This window comes from Allocellulophaga tsushimaensis, assembly GCF_055383085.1.
In genome coordinates, this window is the sequence record NZ_AP039451.1 from 1,058,734 (window position 1) to 1,080,213 (window position 21,480).

General features: G+C 30.7%; 19 protein-coding genes. 10 read left to right on the top strand and 9 right to left on the bottom strand.

From position 1 onward, the window contains the following. The first annotated feature begins 2 nt into the window (after window positions 1-2). From ACZ451_RS04625 to ACZ451_RS04660, 8 genes are all read left to right on the top strand, one after another. Window positions 3-761: an SH3 domain-containing protein gene (locus tag ACZ451_RS04625; RefSeq protein ID WP_464215930.1), complete on the top strand. Its 759-nt coding sequence runs from the start codon at window positions 3-5 to the stop codon at window positions 759-761. Between the two features lie 46 nt (window positions 762-807). Continuing rightward, the gene (locus ACZ451_RS04630) at window positions 808-1,116 is read left to right on the top strand and encodes a hypothetical protein (RefSeq protein ID WP_464215931.1); all 309 of its coding nucleotides are present in this window, start codon (window positions 808-810) and stop codon (window positions 1,114-1,116) included. 80 nt (window positions 1,117-1,196) lie between these two features. Then, window positions 1,197-2,807: a SulP family inorganic anion transporter gene (locus ACZ451_RS04635; RefSeq protein ID WP_464215932.1), complete on the top strand. Its 1,611-nt coding sequence runs from the start codon at window positions 1,197-1,199 to the stop codon at window positions 2,805-2,807. A gap of 17 nt (window positions 2,808-2,824) precedes the next feature. Beyond that, the gene (locus ACZ451_RS04640) at window positions 2,825-3,478 is read left to right on the top strand and encodes a carbonic anhydrase family protein (protein ID WP_464216896.1); all 654 of its coding nucleotides are present in this window, start codon (window positions 2,825-2,827) and stop codon (window positions 3,476-3,478) included. Window positions 3,479-3,567: 89 nt separating this feature from the next. Beyond that, window positions 3,568-5,436: a SulP family inorganic anion transporter gene (locus tag ACZ451_RS04645; RefSeq protein WP_464215933.1), complete on the top strand. Its 1,869-nt coding sequence runs from the start codon at window positions 3,568-3,570 to the stop codon at window positions 5,434-5,436. Window positions 5,437-5,534: 98 nt separating this feature from the next. Then, on the top strand, window positions 5,535-6,554 hold the full coding sequence (gene pheS, locus ACZ451_RS04650) for a phenylalanine--tRNA ligase subunit alpha (protein WP_464215934.1): 1,020 nt from the start codon (window positions 5,535-5,537) through the stop codon (window positions 6,552-6,554). Between the two features lie 50 nt (window positions 6,555-6,604). Further along, window positions 6,605-7,000: a hypothetical protein gene (locus ACZ451_RS04655; RefSeq protein ID WP_464215935.1), complete on the top strand. Its 396-nt coding sequence runs from the start codon at window positions 6,605-6,607 to the stop codon at window positions 6,998-7,000. Window positions 7,001-7,163: 163 nt separating this feature from the next. Then, window positions 7,164-7,595, top strand: a complete 432-nt coding sequence (locus ACZ451_RS04660; protein WP_464215936.1) for a hypothetical protein — start codon at window positions 7,164-7,166, stop codon at window positions 7,593-7,595. Window positions 7,596-7,617: 22 nt separating this feature from the next. On the opposite strand, the gene ACZ451_RS04665 is transcribed toward ACZ451_RS04660, so the two are convergent. Then, on the bottom strand, window positions 7,618-8,085 hold the full coding sequence (locus ACZ451_RS04665; protein ID WP_464215937.1) for a CYTH domain-containing protein: 468 nt from the start codon (window positions 8,083-8,085) through the stop codon (window positions 7,618-7,620). Window positions 8,086-8,116: 31 nt separating this feature from the next. Further along, on the bottom strand, window positions 8,117-10,267 hold the full coding sequence (locus ACZ451_RS04670; RefSeq protein ID WP_464215938.1) for a PA14 domain-containing protein: 2,151 nt from the start codon (window positions 10,265-10,267) through the stop codon (window positions 8,117-8,119). A 236-nt stretch (window positions 10,268-10,503) separates the two neighbouring features. Here ACZ451_RS04670 and dinB point away from each other — a divergent pair, with 236 nt between their 5' ends. Further along, window positions 10,504-11,604 carry a DNA polymerase IV gene (dinB, locus tag ACZ451_RS04675; protein ID WP_464215939.1) on the top strand — a complete coding sequence of 367 codons (1,101 nt, stop codon included), beginning with the start codon at window positions 10,504-10,506 and terminating at the stop codon, window positions 11,602-11,604. On the opposite strand, the gene ACZ451_RS04680 is transcribed toward dinB, so the two are convergent. From ACZ451_RS04680 to ACZ451_RS04690, 3 genes are all read right to left on the bottom strand, one after another. After that, window positions 11,587-11,967: a response regulator gene (locus ACZ451_RS04680; RefSeq protein ID WP_464215940.1), complete on the bottom strand. Its 381-nt coding sequence runs from the start codon at window positions 11,965-11,967 to the stop codon at window positions 11,587-11,589. The genes dinB and ACZ451_RS04680 overlap by 18 nt on opposite strands. 52 nt (window positions 11,968-12,019) lie before the next feature. Continuing rightward, complete coding sequence (locus ACZ451_RS04685) at window positions 12,020-15,316, bottom strand: ligand-binding sensor domain-containing protein (protein ID WP_464215941.1); 3,297 nt, start codon at window positions 15,314-15,316, stop codon at window positions 12,020-12,022. A 324-nt stretch (window positions 15,317-15,640) separates the two neighbouring features. Then, on the bottom strand, window positions 15,641-16,033 hold the full coding sequence (locus ACZ451_RS04690) for a plastocyanin/azurin family copper-binding protein (RefSeq protein WP_464215942.1): 393 nt from the start codon (window positions 16,031-16,033) through the stop codon (window positions 15,641-15,643). An 811-nt stretch (window positions 16,034-16,844) separates the two neighbouring features. Between ACZ451_RS04690 and ACZ451_RS04695 the strand changes: the two genes are divergently transcribed. Beyond that, entirely contained in the window at window positions 16,845-17,369 is a 525-nt protein-coding gene (locus ACZ451_RS04695; protein WP_464215943.1) for a PAS domain-containing protein, read from the top strand. An 81-nt stretch (window positions 17,370-17,450) separates the two neighbouring features. On the opposite strand, the gene pyk is transcribed toward ACZ451_RS04695, so the two are convergent. The 4 genes from pyk to fabF all read right to left on the bottom strand — a co-directional run bounded on the left by pyk (window position 17,451) and on the right by fabF (window position 21,474). After that, entirely contained in the window at window positions 17,451-18,893 is a 1,443-nt protein-coding gene (pyk, locus tag ACZ451_RS04700) for a pyruvate kinase (RefSeq protein WP_464215944.1), read from the bottom strand. 3 nt (window positions 18,894-18,896) lie between these two features. Further along, on the bottom strand, window positions 18,897-19,343 hold the full coding sequence (locus ACZ451_RS04705; protein ID WP_464215945.1) for an IPExxxVDY family protein: 447 nt from the start codon (window positions 19,341-19,343) through the stop codon (window positions 18,897-18,899). Between the two features lie 132 nt (window positions 19,344-19,475). Beyond that, window positions 19,476-20,216 (bottom strand): ribonuclease III, encoded by a 741-nt coding sequence (gene rnc, locus ACZ451_RS04710; protein ID WP_464215946.1) that lies wholly within the window; start codon window positions 20,214-20,216, stop codon window positions 19,476-19,478. Between the two features lie 7 nt (window positions 20,217-20,223). Then, a complete protein-coding gene (fabF, locus tag ACZ451_RS04715; protein WP_464215947.1) occupies window positions 20,224-21,474 on the bottom strand; it encodes a beta-ketoacyl-ACP synthase II in 1,251 nt (416 codons plus the stop codon). Window positions 21,475-21,480 lie beyond the last annotated feature (6 nt).

A 21,480-nucleotide genomic window follows, 5' to 3' on the forward strand; every position in this document is an offset into this window, starting at 1 on the left:
TGATGAGAAAAATAATAACACTACTTTTATTTGTATCCTTTTTAGGAAGTAATGCTCAAAACACCGTATTATTTAAAAAAGCAAATGATGCTTACAATGCTGCTAATTATGAAGAAGCAGAAACAAATTACCTGAAAATTATAGAAAACGGTGCTCATTCTGCATCACTTTATTTTAACTTAGGGAATGTATATTACAAGCAAAATAAAATAGCGCCTAGCATTTATTATTATGAAAAAGCATTATTGCTTGACCCAAATAATGCAGAAATAAAAAACAATCTCTTTTTTGCGCAGAATACTACTATAGATGCAATAGAGATATTACCAGAAACCGGTTTTTCAAAAATCATTAAAAATATTACCAAGTTATTATCTTTTGAAGGATGGGCCTATTTAGCAGTAATTTTAATGTTCTTATTTGTAGCATTCTATTTATGCTACTACTTTTTTAAATATGCATTATACAAAAGAATTTCATTTATTATTAGTGTAACGCTCTTATTAGTATCATTTATTGCCATAGGTATTGCTATTACAGAGTATAATAATTTTAATATAGACCAACCAGCAATAGTATTTAAAGAAGAAGTAGAAGTAAAAGCTGAACCAAATGCCAATGGGCCCGAAGTTTTTAAACTTCATGAAGGAACTAAAGTAAATGTACTAGAAGAGCTAAATGATTGGAAAAAAATTAGCATTGCTGATGGAAAAACAGGTTGGCTAAGTGCTGAAAGCATAAAATTATTAAAGGATTTCTAAATTTATTTTACAATAGTATTACTATTATTTTTATTTTTATCTGAGAATGGTAAACCGAACATTACATTTTATATTACTAATCCTTTGGTTCTTTACTACTGTGGGGCAGCCTACCATAGCTTTATTGGATCATGACATGTCATTTATTAGCTCATGTATGAGTGATGAGGAAGAAAAAAATGGAAGTCAGGAAGGTGAGAGTGATATTGAAAGTCAAAAGTTTTTACCTGATAGCAATACAAATTATATGCTAACTAACTTTAGGCAAAAAACAATTGTATTAAAACATTATTTTTCACAAAATACCTTTCATACACCCAAAATAATTCTCCCTCCTCCTAAACATTTTATCTAGTTTAGCTTTACATTTTTAATTTATTAAAATATCAACATGCCATCCATATCATTTTTTTGGATGAATAAAATTTTTAAAATATGTTTAAAACATTAAAAAACGACCTTCCAGCAAGTGTTGTTGTATTTTTTGTAGCCTTACCATTATGCCTTGGTATTGCTTTAGCTAGTGGTGCACCGTTATTTTCTGGCTTAATAGCCGGTATTATTGGCGGAATTGTTGTAGGTAGCTTAAGTGGTTCCGCTATTGGAGTTAGTGGTCCTGCTGCAGGTTTAGCCGCCATAGTTTTGGCTGCTATAGTTACCCTTGGGGGTTTAGAAAACGGCGGCTTTGAAAAGTTTTTAGTGGCAGTTGTTTTAGGAGGTATTATGCAAATACTTTTAGGAATAGCTAGAGCGGGAGTTATAGCTTATTTCTTTCCATCATCAGTTATTAAAGGAATGCTAACAGGTATTGGGATTATCATTATCTTAAAACAAATCCCTTATTTCTTTGGAATGGATAAAAATCCAAAAGGTAATTTTGACTTTTTACAGGTAGAGTGGGATAATTTAATATCAGGACTTCTAAACTCCATAAATGCGCTTATAAGTGGCAACATAAGTTTAGGAGCAACATTAATTGGCATACTAGCCTTAGGCATTTTACTTTTATGGTCAAATGTACTTTCTAAAAAAGGAAAGATATTCCAGTTGATTCAAGGGCCATTGGTAGCTGTGGTGATTGGAATTATCTTTTATATAATAACAAAGGGTGAAGCGCTAGGTTTAACAAATAACCAACTTGTGTCTGTACCAGTTCCAGATAGTTTTGATAGTTTTAAAGGGCAATTTAGTTTCCCTAATTTTTCTGCAATTACTGATAAAAATGTATGGGTTATTGCTTTTACTATTGCAATTGTTGCAAGTTTAGAAACTTTACTATGTGTGGAAGCTACTGATAAATTAGATCCCCATAAAAATGTAACTCCCACAAATCGAGAGTTAATAGCACAAGGAACAGGAAATATAATATCTGGGTTAATTGGAGGTTTACCTATTACACAAGTAATTGTTCGGAGTTCTGCAAATATCCAATCTGGCGGTAGATCAAAGATGTCTGCCATAATACATGGTTTTTTATTATTAATTTCTGTTATCCTTATTCCAGTTTTATTAAATAAAATTCCACTATCGGTATTAGCGGCAGTATTATTTGTAGTAGGTTTTAAATTGGCTAAACCTTCAACTTTTAAGAGTATGTTTAAGTTGGGTTGGAAACAATGGCTACCTTTTATAACTACTGTTTTACCAATGGCAATAACGGGCGATTTATTGTTGGGTATAGGCCTTGGTTTAGCGGTAGGTATTGTTGTTATTCTTATTAAAAGTTTTCAAAACTCACACTTTTTACACAAAGAAGGAGAGGATGTAGATGATGGAAAAATAAAAATGACACTGGCAGAAGAAGTAACTTTTTTTAATAAAGGAGCTATTTTAAAGGAATTAGATAATTTACCTGAGAATTCTTTTTTAGAGTTAGATGTTAGAAAAACAAGATACTTAGATCATGATATTATAGAAATTCTTGAAGATTTTTCTGGGAAAGCTAAAACCAAAAATATTGATATTAAGTTAATTTCTGAAAACGGAGAAATAGAAAACCCAGATAGTTATATAGAATTCTTTAAACTTAGACCAAAAAACGAATAAATAAACTAAAACACCATATCCAAAGTGTTCTTAAAATAAAAAATATGAAAGCACATACCAAAGGATCACAAGCATTAATGACCCCTGAAACCTCTTTACAAGCTTTAAAAGAAGGAAATAAAAGATTTATAACAAATACGCTAGTAAACAGAAATTTATTAGAGCAAGTAGAAGATACTAGTACAGGGCAATTCCCTTTTGCCACAGTATTACATTGTATTGACTCTAGGGTTTCTGCAGAATTACTTTTTGACCAAGGCATAGGTGATATCTTTAGCATTAGAATTGCTGGGAATTTTGTAAATGAAGATATTTTAGGGAGTATGGAGTTTGCAAGTAAACTTGCAGGAACTAAATTAATAGTGGTTCTAGGCCATACTAGTTGCGGTGCCGTAAAAGGAGCATGTGACCATGCTAGGTTAGGGAATTTAACTGCATTGATTCATAAAATAGAACCTGCAGTAGAAGCTGTTAAAGAGCCCATAGACGAAAAATTAAGAAATTCTAAAAATATAGATTTTGTAAATGAAGTTGCTGCTAAAAATGTAGAACTTACCAAAGAAAATATTCGTAAAAATAGTCCTATCCTTGCTGAAATGGAACAGCAAGAAGAAATTATGATTGTAGGTGCTATGTATGATGTAGCTACAGGAGCGGTAAAATTCTATTAGAAAGTAAAATCCTTATTTCAGAAAAGCCAATAAAGTTTTATTGGCTTTTCTTATTTTTAACTATAATTAAAAAAATAACACTCTGTGATATGAAAAATCTTTTCTCAAACTTTAAAGGCGATCTTTTTGGAGGAGCAACCTCAGGTATAGTAGCCTTACCCTTAGCACTAGCCTTTGGTGTAAGCTCTGGTTTGGGACCTAGCGCGGGACTCTATGGAGCCATATTCATTGGTTTTTTTGCGGCCTTATTTGGAGGAACTAACACACAGATCTCTGGCCCAACAGCTCCTATGACAGCAGTAAGTATGATTGTTATAGCAGGTATAATTGCAACTAATGATGGTAGTGTAGAAAAAGCTTTACCAGCTATACTAACTGTATTTTTGCTCGCAGGTTTAATGCAAATAGGTTTAGGATTGTTAGGACTAGGTAAATATATCCGCTATATTCCGTATCCAGTAGTTTCTGGTTTTATGACTGCTATTGGTCTTATTATTCTCATTACACAAATACTACCTGCTATAGGATATTACCCTAAAGAAGATGTAGACTTTGTAAATCAATTTAAGCCGCAAGCAAAAGAAATTATTCTTAACAACAATTTAAAAGAAGCGCAAGGAGAAAATATTTTAAGGGTAGAAAATTTTAAAGAGGCAATTGATAAATCTTCTAAAATTACCGACGCATTAATTCTAAAAGAATCTAAAACAATTGCAAAAACAAAAACATCTGGTGTATTAGGGGCACTAAATATACTCCCTAGAGCTATACAACACATCAATTGGTTAGAACTTGGTTTAGCTATAGCAACCATATTAATTGTCTTTGGGTTCAAGAAAATAACAACTGTAATCCCTAGCACTTTAGTTGCTTTACTTGTAGTATCTGGCGTTGCTTATGGTTTTGGTTTAAATTACAGGCCAATTGAAGAAATTCCTCAAAGTTTACCTATTCCCAAGTTAGAGATATTTACTTCTTTTCAATTTAGTGCAATAACTCCATATATCGTTACCGCACTAACATTAGCACTTTTAGGAACTATAGATTCTTTGCTTACTTCTGTGATTGCAGATAATATGACAAAGACAAAACACAAGCCTAACAAAGAATTGATAGGACAAGGAATAGGTAATAGCATTGCAGCTATTTTTGGAGGTATTCCTGGTGCTGGCGCTACTATACGTACTGTAGTAAATATAAATTCTGGTGGAAAAACAAAACTTTCTGGGATGGTAGCTGGTTTACTCTTATTAGTTGTTTTACTAGTACTAGCTCCAATAGCATCGCAAATACCTGCCGCAGTATTAGCAGGTATTTTAATTACAGTTGGTATTGGTGTAATGGATTACAAGGGCTTAAAAGCGATCTCTAGCTTACCTAAAGACATTAATTTAGGACCAATAAAGCTTAGTTCAGAAGTTTTAATTATGCTAATTGTAATGTTGCTTTCTACCTTTTGGGATCTTATTTATGCGGTAGGAATTGGACTTGTAATTGCTTCTTTATTATTTATGAAAAAAATGGGAGACCTTACTGCTGAACGTTCTAATATTAAAAGTCTAGAAAAAGAAGAAGCATGGCCAGATGAGGCTGATTTTCCTAAACGCTTAGAAGAAAAAGTTTTTATAAAACACTTAAAAGGGCCTTTATTCTTTGGATCTACAAGTGATTTTCAGGCAATGTCCAGTCAAATACCAAATACCGCATCTACTATCATTATTAGAATGGGTCTTATGCATTATTTAGATCAGTCTGGTGTATATGCTTTAGAAGATATTTTAATTAACCTGGAAAAGTCTAATATAAATGTTCTTTTAGTTGATGTTCCTAAGCAACCAAGGCACATGATGGAACGTGTAGATATTATTCCAGACTTAATTCCTGAAGCGCATATTTTTAAAAATTTTGAAACATGCTTAGCTTGGGTTAATGAAAACGTAAAAGATACTGTTTCTTAATCAGAAGTATTTTAGCATTTGTTTATTCTTAAAAATACCCTTTTAATACCTGCTATACTGGCTTAAAAGTTTTAAATTTGCGACTTTAGTTTTATGATATGATCGATAAAATAAAGGAGCACATTGCAGAAGTTGAAAAATTTTCTACTGACTCTAAAGAGGCTGTAGAAAATTTTAGAATTAAATATTTAGGAAAAAAAGGACTCTTAAATGATTTTCTTTCAGAATTAAAAAATGTCCCAAGCGAGCAAAAAAAAGAGTTTGGACAAACGGTTAATAAACTAAAAAATATTGCCAAAGAAAAGATCAATGCCATTAAAGAAACTTTAGAAGCAGAAACTAAAGAAACGAACTTTTCTAATGATTTAACACGTCCGGGAGAACCAATTGAATTAGGAGCAAGACACCCTATTTCTATAGTTAAAAATAGAATTATAGAGATCTTTTCTAGAATAGGTTTTAATGTTTCTGAAGGTCCTGAAATAGAAGATGATTGGCACAACTTTACAGCATTAAACCTTCCAGAATATCACCCCGCTAGAGATATGCAGGATACTTTTTTTATCCAAACCAATCCAGATATTTTATTGCGTACCCATACCTCATCTGTTCAGGTACGTTATATGGAAAACAATCAGCCTCCTATCCGTACGATCTCTCCAGGTAGAGTATACCGTAACGAGGCTATTTCAGCCCGTTCGCACTGTTTTTTCCACCAAGTAGAAGGGCTTTATATAGATAAAGATGTTTCTTTTGCAGATTTAAAGCAAACACTGCAATTTTTTACAACCGAGCTTTTTGGAAAATCTAAAATACGACTACGCCCATCTTACTTTCCTTTTACAGAGCCAAGTGCAGAAGTAGATGTATATTGGGGCTTAGAATCCGAAATTGATTACAAAATTACAAAAGGAACTGGCTGGTTAGAAATTATGGGTTGTGGTATGGTAGACCCAAATGTTCTTGAAAACTGTGGAATAGACTCCAAAGAATATTCTGGTTTTGCCTTTGGTATGGGTATAGATCGTATTACTATGTTATTACATCAAATAGGAGATATTCGTTTATTAAGTGAAAACGATATTCGATTCTTAGAACAATTTAAGTCTGCATTATAAGGTTTAAAATAGAAACCAAACATTCCATAAAAAACAAGTGATACACATAAGTGAAAAAAGATATTGAAATACCGATTGCTAAAGATGTTTTTGTAGCCATTGTTCATGAGTGGAACGATGAATTTTTAGCTAAAGATTGGAATTCTTATATTATTAATAACAGAACTACGCCCATAGAAATGGTATTAGTAGCTACCAAAGGTTTTGATGGCGACCGAAAAACATCTACCATGCGGCATGGAATTGGTGTTGTAGCTGCAAAAAGTTTCGAAAAAATTGAAATGCTATTAGAAGAGGTTTTACAACTTAACAATGAGTTTTTTGTTACTTATTATGCAGATGATAAATTATATGAAAAACGCTTTGTATTTGAAAAGAATAGCGTAAATCAAAATAGTTTGGTAAACATTCCTTTAATTGAAAAAGATGGTGTTTTAGCTACATAATAATTTCTCTAACTATAATTTCATCCTTCAATTCTATCTTTTATGATATTTTAAAATTAAAGAGAAATTTTTATAAGATTTGATGTTCTACTTATTAGTTATGAATGTATTTTAATTTATAAGATTGTACGCAACTAAATACTATTTATGACATCTTTATCTTATGAAATTAAAATTAACTTTTGCTATTTTCTTATGTATTAGCCTTATTTCCTGTAAACAATCTATTTGTGATGGGGTAGAGGTAGAATGTGTAATTCAAGAATTTGAAATAGAATTTGTTGATCCAGATGGAAATAATCTAATTGAAAACAAAACCTATCTTTTTGAAGATATCATCATAACTAAGGATGGTACAGAACTTAACATTGACACTCTTGGTCCAAATACATCAGTTTTCTTTTCGCCATTGGGTCAGGAAGGAGATAATACATATGAAATTAAGCTAAACGAATCTGAAACAGGCTTTTTAGTACTTAACCTAAGTAGCGGAAATAGTGAATGTTGCGGACCTTTCTTTCAGATAAATTCTGCGCTATACAATACTGTTCCAATAGAAGTTTCATCTAGAAAAATAACGGTAGTAAAGCCCTAAAAATTAATGCTTTAAAATGTTTTTACCAATTTATAAAAGGATATTTACTCAGTTGCGAATTGTAATATTTTATCTCTCCTGTTACCTCTTTTCCTAACCAATCTGGTTGCACATAAGATTCTGTTTCAGATTGTAACTCTACTTCAGCAAGAACAAGGCCTTGGTTATCGCCGTAAAACTCATCTATTTCAAAAATATGATCTGCTACAGGCACTAAAAATCGGGTTTTTTCGATAACACCTTTCTCACATAGTTGCAATAAATTTTCAGCTTCTGTAAGTGTAATTTCTTTTTCCCATTCAAAACGAGATAATCCATTATTACTAGACTTCCCTTTAACCGTCATAAAACCTTTATTTCCTTTAATTCTTACGCGTACCGTACGTTCGGGATGTGTATTTAAGAAACCTTGAACTATTCGTACACTAACGTTTGCTTCTTCTTTAAAAGCATCAGACTTCACTAAAAATTTTCGTTCTATTTCAATCACAATTCAAACTATATCAAAACGAAGATAAGCTTTAGTTTCTATCAATCCGATATGTTATTCTACGATTTGAGATAACCTTACTTACTGTAAGAGTTAATACTGACTCATCTGATGACAAGAGGCAAAATGTACCAGAAACTGATACAATAACTCTAAATTGACGCCCGTTTTCTATATTTGTTGGTCTTGTAAGTGTTAGTGTTGCTGTATTTACGCCACTATATATACCTGAATTAGTTAAGTTTACCCAATCAGTACCGTTAAAAAATTGCCATTGAAAAGTATCTCCATTAGAAACTACTGTAAATGAAGTAGAGCAACCTAAGCATGTATTTACATCTGTAGGGTCTGTAGTAATTAACACAATAATTCCCATATTTTCTACAAAATCTAAAATACCATTATTATCAGTATCTACAGGGGTAGTGTAGGTTGCTCCTACCACCCTCCCATCTTCATTTACAGTAGGTACTCCTGTTCCATAAATTCCGTCACCATCATTGTCTACACTTATACTAGCATAAGCTTCATTAGAATCATTGCAACCGTCATTATCACTATCGGTATCTAATCTATTTTCAATACCATCGCCATCTGTATCACAAACTCCTGGATATAAAATACTAAATGGCACATCTGTTTTTGCTATAAAGGGGCTTTCATAACGAACAGCTAAGGATTCGCCCCCTCCACGTTCAAAAAATAAAACAGTAAGGTTATAAAAACCTGCATTTAAAAACAAGCTGCCACTACGTTCTACCACCCCATGCAATCCATCATTATTTACTATTTCTACACCATCTATAAATAATTTACTACCATCGTCTGAAGCAGTATAAAATGTATAGTTATTTGCTGTACTTATATAAATAATACCAGTATAACGGATAGAAAAATCATTTCTATCTCCCGGATCTACTAAATTTTGCAATATATCTACATCAAAACTATCTATTGTACCTGTTGCTAATGCTCCCATTGTAGGGATATTATCTACTGTATTACCTGAAGGAGATAAATCGTAAAATTCATAATTAATAGCTCCTGTACAACTTAAGGCCTCTTCAATATCAAGAATACCATCGTTATCATCATCTACATCAACACGATCAAAAATACCATCACCATCACTGTCCAATGTATTATCTCTATAATCCACTTCTACATTAGAAGTGTTCTGCGTATTTTTTAGATTAGAAGGGGTATTAACAATTCCATTGGCATCATTATAATTTGGCGCTCCACCTACTAAAGGAGCATTTGTAGTATCTACTGCATCATCTAAGCCATCACCATCAGAATCTAAATTTAGCAATGTAATTCCAGATTCTGCTTCATCTGTAACACCATCAGAATCGGTATCTAAGTTTCCAAAATCTGGTAATGTCAGTACTATTGTATTTGTGGGAAAAATACCTTCTCCACTTCCCGGAGTAGTTTCGTATGCATCATCTAAGCCATTTAAATCAGAATCTATATTGGAAGGTGGAATGTATGTATTGGTCGGTTGCCCTTCAACATTATCTGGAATACCATCATTATCACTATCTAAATCTAAATCATTACTTAAACCATCTCCATCAAAATCACAAACAGTAGCGGGGTATATAATATCTGTTAGTGCTGTTTTAGCTATAGATGCACTTTGGTATTGCACTGATAAAAATTCGCCTCCACCATTTTCAAAAAACAATACAGTAATATCATAAAAACCCTGGGTTAATAGAACAGTTCCATTTCTTTCTCTTACACCATGCGCACCATCATTATCAACTATTTCAACACCATCAATAAACAACTTACTTCCATCATCAGAAGATGTAAAAAAAGTATAGGTATCTGCGATACTTATATAAATACGAGCTGTATAACGAATAGAAAATGTATTACTATCTCCAGGATCTACTAAAGCTTGTAATGCATCTACATCAAAATTTTCTATAGTACCAGTAGCTAATGCTCCAGTTGTAGGAATGTTGTCTACAGAATTTCCTGAAGGAGATAGATCATAAAATTCATAATTTAAAATTGAAGTGCATATAAAATTTTCATAAACATCAAGAATACCATCATTATCATCATCAATGTCTACACTATCAGGCACAGAATCATTATCGCTATCCTGAGCTAAAATAGCGTTTGATGTTAAAAGCATTAAAAAAAATAAGAAAATATGTTTCATCTTAACGCTTAATTTACTATTAAAACATAGTAAGATTAATTTATATATTTATATCAAAAATAAGTGTTAACATGTATTTTTAATATAAATTGTTGTAAACTCATATTTCTAGTAAACATATAGGATAAAAGACTATTTTATTTTACAATATAAGATTATTTTCTTCCATTTTTGTAGGTTAATACGCATTAAACATTATTTCTAATTTATGTAATTGTTATGTGCTAAATTTGTGCATGTCTAATACATTACCATTACGTAAAATTATTCATGTAGATATGGATGCTTTTTATGCTTCTGTAGAACAATTAGATAATTCTAATTTAATAGGAAAGCCTCTTGCAGTTGGTGGTAGTGAAAAAAGAGGTGTTGTTGCTGCTGCCAGCTATGAAGCTCGTAAATATGGTGTTCGTAGTGCTATGAGTAGTGTTATTGCAAAACGAAACTGTCCTGATCTCATTTTTGTAAAACCAAGATTTGATCGATATAAAGAAATTTCTAAAAAAATTCGCCAAATCTTTTATGAGTATACCGATCTGGTAGAACCTTTATCTTTAGATGAAGCATATTTAGATGTTACTGTTAACAAAAAAGGAAATCCATCTGCAACGCTTATTGCGAAAGAAATAAGAGAACGTATTTATAACGAACTTGGTTTAGCCGCTTCTGCTGGAATATCTATAAATAAGTTTATTGCTAAAATAGCTAGTGATTATAATAAGCCTAATGGACAAAAAACGGTAAATCCGGAAGAGGTTCATCATTTTCTAGAGCATTTAGAAATCAGAAAATTTCATGGTGTTGGTAAAGTAACTGCAGAAAAAATGTATCGGTTGGGCATTTTCACTGGCTTAGATTTAAAATCAAAACCCTTAGCATTTTTGGAACATAACTTTGGAAAAAATGGCCCTTACTATTATAATGTGGTACGCGGCATCCATAAAAGCCCTGTTAAACCTCATAGAATACCTAAGTCTGTTGGAGCTGAACGTACTTTTAATGAAAATTTAAGTAGTGAAATTTTTATGCTAGAACGTTTAAAACATATTGCCAATGAATTAGAAAAGCGATTGAAAAAATCTGGTGTTGCAGGGAAAACTATTACACTAAAAATAAAATATAGTGATTTTACTTTACAAACCAGAAGCAAAACATTACTGTATTTTATAGCAGATGCAGCTTTAATTCTAGAAACCGCAACTGCGCTCTTATATCAAGAAAAAATGGAAAATTCTGTTCGTTTGTTAGGAATTTCTTTGAGTAACCTTAATACAGATAAAAAGAAAGTTACCCCTAAAGAAGAGCCTATTTCTATACAACTACGCTTTGATTTTTAGATACTGCTCTAAAATTGTTTCAAAGTCTTTACGTACAATTGGCTTTGCTAAAAAATCATCACAACCTATAGCAGCTGCCTTATTTTTATATTCTTGATTACAATGCGCTGTTTGTAAAACAATAGGAGTATCTGGGTATTGTACTTTTAAAATTTTTGATGCCTCAAACCCATTCATAACTGGCATTTCTACATCCATAAGGATCAAATCAATAGTTGCATTACAAATTGCTATTGCTTCTTCTCCTGTGGTAGCATGATGTATTGTAAGTGAAGGGCCAATAATTATTTCAAGGAGTTTTTTTAATAATATAAAATTAAATTTTTCATCTTCACAAACTAATATAGAAACTTGTTTTGTCATTTTTTCTAAATTATACTTCTAAACGCAATTTTTTTTAAATAATGAGATTACCTTAACTAATGCTAGAAGCATCTATTGGTATTTCTACATAAAAAGTTGAACCTTCTCCTAGTTCTGATTCTACCCATATTTTTCCTTGATATTTTGCAACTATTTTTTCTGAAATGGAAAGTCCTATTCCGGTACCTCTATAAAGTTTAGTATCATTATTACCTGCCTTTAAAAAAGGATTAAAAATAGCATCTAAATCATTTTTAGCAATTCCAATACCTGTATCCTTCACATAAAATTTTATGATCTTATCTGTATTACAAAATCCAAATTCTACAGAACCTTTACTTGTAAATTTTACAGCATTATTAATAAGATTTGTAATTACTTGCTTTAACCTTACAATATCTGTCTGTATTACAAAATTTTCTTGGTCGCTTTTTTTATTGAATTTAATTTTTAAATCTTCTCCTTGTTTATATTGATAGATTTTTTCAATTTCTATTAAAAATTTATAAACATTAAGGCTTTCTATCTTTAATTTTATACCTTGAGCATCTAAAATAGAAATATCTAAAATATCGTCTATTAACACTAATAAAGTATTACAACTACTATTTATAATTTCTATATACTCTGCTCTTTCTTCAACAGTTAAAGAATCTTCATTTAATAAGCTAGAAAATCCATGAATAGAATTCATAGGGGTACGTATTTCATGGCTCATATTGGCCATAAAAGCAGATTTTAATCTGTCTGACTCTTCTGCTTTAACTCTTGCTTTTTGAAGCTCAATGGTACGCTCTTTTACACGTTCTTCAAGATGATTTCTATGTAAAGAGAGTTCTTTATTTTGTTGCTCAATTTTTGCTCCATTTTCTTTAAGCAAAATATTTGCATCTGTTAGCTCTTTGGTTCTGTTAGCTACCTCTATTTTAAGTTTACGTTCTTGTTTTCTATAGGTTGCCACTCTGTTATAATACAACCCAAAACATAAAACTAAAAACAGAAAGCCAAGTATTATTTTAAATAGATTTGTATTGTACCATGGCGCATCTATCGTAATTTGTATGTCTTTTGAAGCCGTAGACCATACACCGTCATTATTAGCTCCTTTAATTCTAAAAATATAATTTCCTGGTGCTACATTAGTGTATGTTGCTGTTCTATTTTTTTCAGAATCTACCCATTGTTTATCATAACCTTCTAATTTGTAATGATATACATTTTCTTCTGGATGTAAATAATTAAGACCTGTAAAAGATATAACAAAGCTAGATTGGTCATGCTCTAAATGTATTTTATCAGAAAAATTAGCATCATCTAAAATAGACTCAAAACTTTTACTTTCATTAGGTTTTGACTTTAATACTGAAAAAGAGGTAATTTCTAATGAAGGGATATTGTCATTATTAGTTAATTCTTTTGGGTTAAAATAGTTTAATCCGTTAGAGCTTCCAAAAAATAAAACACCTTCTTTATTTTTATATACCGATTCTTTTTTAAATTGATTGGCAGCTAAACCATCTTCTTTATTATACTTCTTTATGGTACCATCCTCCTTTATTTGAATAATTCCATTATTTGTTCCTAGCCATAAAAGTCCTTCGTTATCTTCAATGATAGATTGTATGGAAATATTATTAAAACCACCATCAAATGGAACAGGTATGAACTCATTTTTATGAATATCTAAGGTATATAAGCCAACACTTGTACCTACCCATATATTTTTTTTACTATCTATAAAATAACTAAGTACTTTATTATTATTAGGGAAAAAATGCTCCTTAAATATTTCTTTTTCAGGGTTAAAAGTAATTAAGGTATGATATGTAGAAAGTAATAACTCTGAATCATTTAGCTGTTTAATGCCAGTAATATAATCACTTGGGATGCTATTTAGATCTTTAGGATCATTTTGAAATACTTTGAAGTTATCTGTCTCTTCATTATATAAATAGATTCCCCCACCAGCAGTACCAATCCATAACTGCTCTTTTTTATCTTCAAAAATGCTAACTATGTTCTCATTATGAATATCTCCGTCTTTATTAGATATGGGATACCGTTTAAAATTATCTGTTTTGGGTTGATACCTATTTAAACCACCTCCCCAAATACCAACCCACAAGTTTTTTTTACTATCGATAAGCAAACTATGAACAGGTGTTCTACGTAAACTATTCTCGTCGTGTGGACTGTAGCCATAATATTTAATTATTTTTTCTGTTTTTGATAACCGATGCAAACCCCCTTCAGTACCTATCCATATATATTGCTCATCTTCAGTGATTTCACTTACAACACTATTTTGTAAATTATCAATTGTATTTTTATTTATAGAGTAGATATATTTTTCTCTCTTGCTTAAATAGTTTGCACCTGCACCAAAAGTACCTAACCAAATATCTCCTGTCTTATCTTCAAAAATATTTGATACAGCATTGTCACCAATACTTTTAATGTTACCTGTATCATTTCTGTATAGTGTAACCTTATTATTGTTATTAAGGTCTATTTTTGATAATCCTACATTAGATCCTCTCCCTACCCAAAGTTGATTATCTGTATCTACATGTAAGTCAAAAATAAAACCTTCATCAAATCTTTTAAATGTTTTTGAATTACTTGGGTTTAGATTAAAAATACCATTATGACTAAAACCAACCCATATCGTACCACTTTTATCTTCTGTTATGGCTATAATATTATTTTTAGACGTTTTATCTAAGTCTTCAAAATTAGAATAATCTATAAATTCTTTAGTAGTATGATTTTGCAAAAATACATTACCAGTAGTAGTAGTAAACCATAAATTTTCTTTAGTGTCTCTGTATATTTTTACTACTTCTTTACCATAAAATATACTATCTATTTTCTCAGATAGGTTTTCAGTTTTTTTAGACTCATTATCATATTTTATGAGTCCAGTACTACTCGCAAACAAGGTTACTTTTTCTGATAATTGAAAAATAGAATTATATCCTATTATAGGTACAGAATTGAAAGGAACTAACTTTTTATTTTCATAAATAAAAGCTCCATTACTTGTACTTACCCATAATGCATTTTCACTTTTCTGAGAAATACTATTGATAAAAATATCACCAATAATATTTCCATTTTCATCTAATGGTATATATTTTTTACATTCATATCCATCAAATCTATTTAAACCTTCAGCAGTTCCAAACCAAATAAAACCATCACTATCCTGAAAAATACTACGAACCCAATTGTTAGAAAGGCCATAATCTTCATTAATTCTTTTAAAATTTATTACGTCCGATTTTTGCTGACCTAATAGCAGAAAAGCATGTAGAATGAAATAGTAAAAAAGTAAAAGTTTTTTCAAATTTTAATAAATCATTGATTTTTAGTACTATAAAAACTTATTAATTTTTTATTTATTATAAAGATTCTTTACTTTCTTTAATAAACAATTGATTCGTATATCGTAATACTTATGTTTATATATTGAAATACAAGTAGTTAAGTAATAAAAAATCATTATTCATAAGGGTAAGAAAAATCTGTATTAATCAAAAAATTAAATTGGATGTAAAGTTCATAAGTAAGTTTACTTCAACTTCAATTTTTTATATCATATATGACATAAAAAATAAATAGGCACGTTTTTACGTGCCTATTTATTTTAAATTCAATGTATTAAAAGTAATTATTTTACTGTTAATGTATTATCTGTAGCTGTTGGATTAAGTGGGCAAAAATATACATACTCACCTTTTTCTAATTTTGTAGCCTTAGAAGTTTGTTTTTTTCCTGTCATCACTTGCTCAGTAACATAAGCAGTTTGGATATGATTTTTAGGATTAGAGATATCCTGTCCCTTTTTAACTAAAACAAATCCAACATTATGACCTACCGCATTATTAGAAATTTCAAAAATGTATGTTCCTTCTGAAACTGTAATTTGCTTTTGTGTAAATTCTCCTGTTGTTTGTTCTAAAGATATTGTTTTAACCATATCTTTTTTCATCATTTTATCTTGTGCACTTGCTGAAAATGCTACTCCAAATACTAATGCTACTACTGCTACTAATTTTTTCATAATTTACTTCTTTAATTTTCTCAGAAAATGAGATTTTTGTTGTTTTAAATTTTTGCTTATAAAGTTAATTTTAACGGTTTTCTATGTTGCAATAGAAATCATGAATAGACTCTCTATTACAATACACATCTAGTGAAACCGATTCTTTAATTTTTCTTTTAGTTTGACGGAAGACATCTGTTAAACTAACAAGGCTGTTGCTTTCTATTTTCATTTTTAACTTGCTTTTATAATTATAATACAAAGTTGCAATAAGAAAACAGCATTATAGTAGTTGCTTTTTCCCGCTTACTTATACAAATTTCCTTTTATCAATCAACCAAGTCAATTTAATGATGATAAGCTATCAGTTTTATGTTAATAATAGAGAAGGCAAAAACTATAGAAAATGTAGATGGTAATGTTAATATTCTATTTTTAGAATAAATATATTGTAAAGTTACGTTGTTAATAAATAATTTATTTGAAGGATATATTAGGGTCTGTTTTTATAATTATTTTCTTGTTTTCAAGGTTAAGAAAAACATATTTCCTGTACTCATAAAGACCTTTTATTAACATAAAATATTCTACAAATTTTTATTGAAAAATTTATTTTTAGCCTCATTTATAGGCATTTAGGGTTTATTTTTGTTTATGATTACATATCGTTTTAATCACTTAGAATACTAATGTTTAAACAAAAGTAATATAATTCCTCATAAATTTTTTAGACTAAGATTCTTTTATTAACATTGTTGGTATAATTATTATTGAGCAGTAAATTATCTACCCTTTTACAAGGAAAAAAAACCATCATCATATCAAAGTTATGAAAGAATTTAAAAATTACGATATCGCTGCAAATAAATTTTATAATTGCCAAGACCTCGCAGCTCTTCCAATTATTTCATGGGACTTTTTTGGATTATACTTTAGTAAACTTTGTGGGCATTTAAGTGATATATCTATTTTAGAAAAATTAGCGCTCTCGAATAAATGGGAATATATTACAAATACGATTAATGATCAGTTAATAAATAAAGATTTAGTTATTGTAGTTACTGATGAAAAAATAAATATAGTTCATGCCACAACTAATATAGTTACCATGAACGGGTATAACTCTAATGAATTAATTGGAAAAAAACCTAAAATGTTTCAAGGCGTTGACACCTGTAAAGAAACTTCGCAAAGAATTGGTGATGCAGTGAGAAATCTAGAAGCTTTTGAAACAGTTATTTTAAATTATAGAAAAGATGGTTCAGCTTACAAATGTTGGATTAAGGCAGAACCAATATACAACACATCTGGTAAAGTAGTTAATTTTATTGCTTACGAAAGAGAAGTTGCATAATAATTAGTTCCCCCATACTAATATATAAAAACAAAAAACTCCAATTACGATTTTAATTGGAGTTTTTTGTTTTTTTAAGTATTATAAATGGCATGTTTCTATTTGCGTAACTCGCAGTGTATTTACCATTCCTTTATCTTTAATAGGCATTGCAGCTAAACTTATCAACATATCTCCTACTTCTAAAAAACCTTTTTCACAAGCCATGCGATTAACATCTTCTATAGTTTCATCCGTTGAGACATATTTATCATAGAAAAATGCTTTAACACCCCATAAAAGATTTAATTGCGTTAATATTCTTTTATTAGATGTAAATACTAAAATATGTGAACTTGGTCTCCATGCAGATATTTGAAAAGCAGTATACCCACTATTTGTTAATGTTGATATTGCTTTTGCTTGAATATCATTAGCCATTAAAGCCGCATGATGACAAACAGACTTTGTAATATATCTTTTTGTTTTAATATGAGGTGGGTCCTGTGGTACATGTATTAAACTAGAATTCTCTACAGTACTTAAAATACTTGCCATTTTTTCTATAACCTGTACTGGATAATTTCCAACTGATGTTTCTCCAGATAACATTACAGCATCAGCACCATCCATAACAGAATTGGCAACGTCATTTACCTCCGCTCTTGTAGGTGTTAAGCTAGTAATCATTGTCTCCATCATTTGAGTGGCAATAATTACTGGTATTCTTGCTTTCTTTGCTTTTAAAACCAGTTGTTTTTGTATTAATGGTACTTCTTGCGCAGGAATTTCTACTCCTAAATCTCCACGTGCAACCATAAGCCCGTCACAATAAGCAATAATCTTATCTATGTTTTCTATTGCTTCAGGTTTCTCTATTTTGGCAATAATTGGAATTTTATAATCTGAATGTTCTTTAATTAAATTTTGCAAATCTATTAAGTCCTGACTAAAACGAACAAAAGATAATGCAATCCAATCTACTTTTTGAGAAATTGCGAAAATGGCATCATTTATATCTTTTTCTGTTAATGCAGGTAAAGATATTTTTGTATTTGGTAGGTTTACTCCTTTTTTAGATTTTAAAGGACCTCCCTGAATAACTTTTGCCTTAACTTCATCTTCTTTATTTGTGCTAATGACTTTAAACATGAGTTTACCATCATCCAAAAGAATATTTTCACCTGGTTTTACATCTTTAGGAAAACTAGCATAATTCATATATACACGTTCTGCATTTCCTTCAAAAGGTTCTCCAGTTACAAATGTTATTTCATCTCCGGGCGTTACAACAACTTCTCCAGACATCACACCAACTCTTAATTTGGGCCCTTGTAAATCTCCTAATATAGATATGTTTACGCCTAATTCTTCATTTAGTTCTCTTATCATTTTTATACGCGCTGTAACATCTGTATAATCTGCATGAGAGAAGTTAATTCTAAAGACATCTACTCCTGCTCTAATCATATCCCTGAGCACTTCTTTCTTACTTGTTGCAGGACCTAATGTTGCAACAACCTTTGTCTTTTTATTACTTGACATTATTTAAAAAATTAAGTTGTTTTTAGACTTTAATTTATCTGTATCTATAATATATGCTGTTATTATTTTTGGAATCGATAAAATAGATTTCAGAATAGTCTGGTCTGCCTCTAAATCTTCTTGTTCCAACTTTATAAAATAATCTACATTTTTATATTCTGGAATTAAATGTTTTTTTGAAAAGCTAGGTTCATTTTTAAAAAAACCTGTACTATTAGAATCTTCTTTGGTATGACCTGTATTGGCAACTAAAGTCCAATACGTATCATTAACGATATCTTTCCACTCAAAAATAGGAAAGGAAACTGTACTCGAAAAATAAAGGTTTTTAGGCCTTCTTTTAAAACTACACTTAAGATACTTGTTAATGGTATAGACTAACGAAAAATCTTCTAAACTAGAATGCAAGGCTATTAAAGCATATGTATCTTCATAGCTATCTAAAGACATTTTGTGCATCGCTACCATATCACTTAACAAAAAATCAAGCCGTAAATATAACACTAAAACGCCTATAAGCCTAAAAGAATATGTTTTTTGAGTATAGAAATAGTTACTAAAACGTTATAGCACTATTTTAACTTATGATCCATTATCAATTTGATTTTGAAATGCATAATAAGCCCTTTTCGAAGCGGTTTCTTCTGCTTTCTTTTTTGAAGTTGCTCTAGCTTTAGAAACTACTGTATCATTGATATACAATTTTACCCCAAAATGTTTTGTAGGGTCATTACCAGAATCCTCATAGATATCGAACTTAAAAGATTTTTTCTTTTTTTGGCACCACTCTATGACCAGACTCTTATAACTAATTACTTTACCTTCTAATTGTGTAATATCTACATAAGGTTCTATAATGCTATTATGTATAAATTTTTCGCAGTATTTATAGCCCCTATCTAAATAAATTGCTCCAACTAAAGCTTCAAAAACATTTCCATGGATATTAGCTCCAAAATGAGATTTTGGAATTCTACTTTCCACATAATCAATAAGTTTTAAATCTTTACCTAATTCATTTAGATGCTCTCTACTTACTATTTTAGAGCGCATTTTGGTAAGATAACCTTCATCTCCTTTTGGAGATTCTTTGTATAAGTATTTAGAAATAATGGTGCCTAACATAGAATCTCCTAAAAATTCAAGGCGCTCATAATTCATAGGATTTCCATTACTATCTTTTTTATTAGCAGAACGGTGTAAAAAAGCTTTTTTATAAATTGCTAAATTCTTAGGTTTAAAACCTAAAATGCGTGTTACCCCTAAAAAAAAATCCCCATCCTCTTTAGAATGGGAATTAAATATATTTGAGGGAAAGTTCATGGGCAAATTAGCTTATTTTTTTAAAAATAATACATGCATTGTGCCCACCAAAACCAAAAGTATTGCTTAGTGCTACGTTTACTTCTCTTTTTTGAGCCTTATTTAAGGTAAGGTTCAATTTTGGATCAATATTTTCGTCTACAGTAGTATGGTTTATAGTCGGTGGAACAATACCGTGCTCCATTGATAATATAGATGCTATTGCCTCTATAGCTCCTGCAGCACCTAACAAATGCCCTGTCATAGATTTTGTAGAATTTATATTAATATTTGGTGCATGATCTCCAAATACTTTTGATATTGCTTTAAGTTCGGCAACATCTCCTAATGGGGTAGAGGTACCGTGTGTATTAATTGCGTCTACATCTTCTGGTTTTAAACCAGCATCTCTTAGGCAATTTTCCATTACACGTATAACACCTATTCCATCTGGATGTGGCGCTGTCATATGATGCGCATCACTAGATAAACCTCCACCAGCAACTTCGGCATATATTTTTGCACCTCTTGCTTTAGCATGTTCGTATTCTTCTAAGATTAATGCTCCTGCTCCCTCTCCTAATACAAAACCATCTCTTGTAGCATCAAAAGGTCTAGAAGCTGTTTCTGGACTTTCATTTCTTTTAGATAAAGCATGCATTGCTCCAAAACCTCCCATACCAGCAATTGTTACCGCAGCTTCACTACCACCCGTAACAATAACATCACAGTGCCCTAAACGTATAGAGTTTAGTGCATCAAAAATAGCATTTGCAGAAGAAGCACATGCTGATACTGTAGTATAGTTTGGACCCATAAAACCATGTTTGATAGAAATATTACCTGGCGCAATATCTGCTATCATTTTAGGGATAAAAAATGGATTAAATTTAGGTGTACCATCTCCAGCAGCAAAGTTTAGCACTTCGTTCTGAAAAGTTTCTAAACCACCAATACCGGCACCCCATATCACACCAACTCTAAACTTATCAACAGTATCAAAATCAATACCTGAATCTTTTATAGCTTCATCAGAAGATACTAAAGCATACTGAGCAAATTTATCTAACTTTCTAGCTTCTTTTCTATCAAAAAAATCTAGTGCATTAAAATTCTTAAGTTCACAAGCAAATTTAGTTTTAAATTTTTCGCTATCGTAATAGGTAATTGGAGCACTACCACTTTTACCATTTACTAAACCGTCCCAATATTCTTCAACAGTATTACCAATTGGTGTTAAAGCACCAATTCCAGTAACTACAACTCGCTTTAATTGCATTAAAAT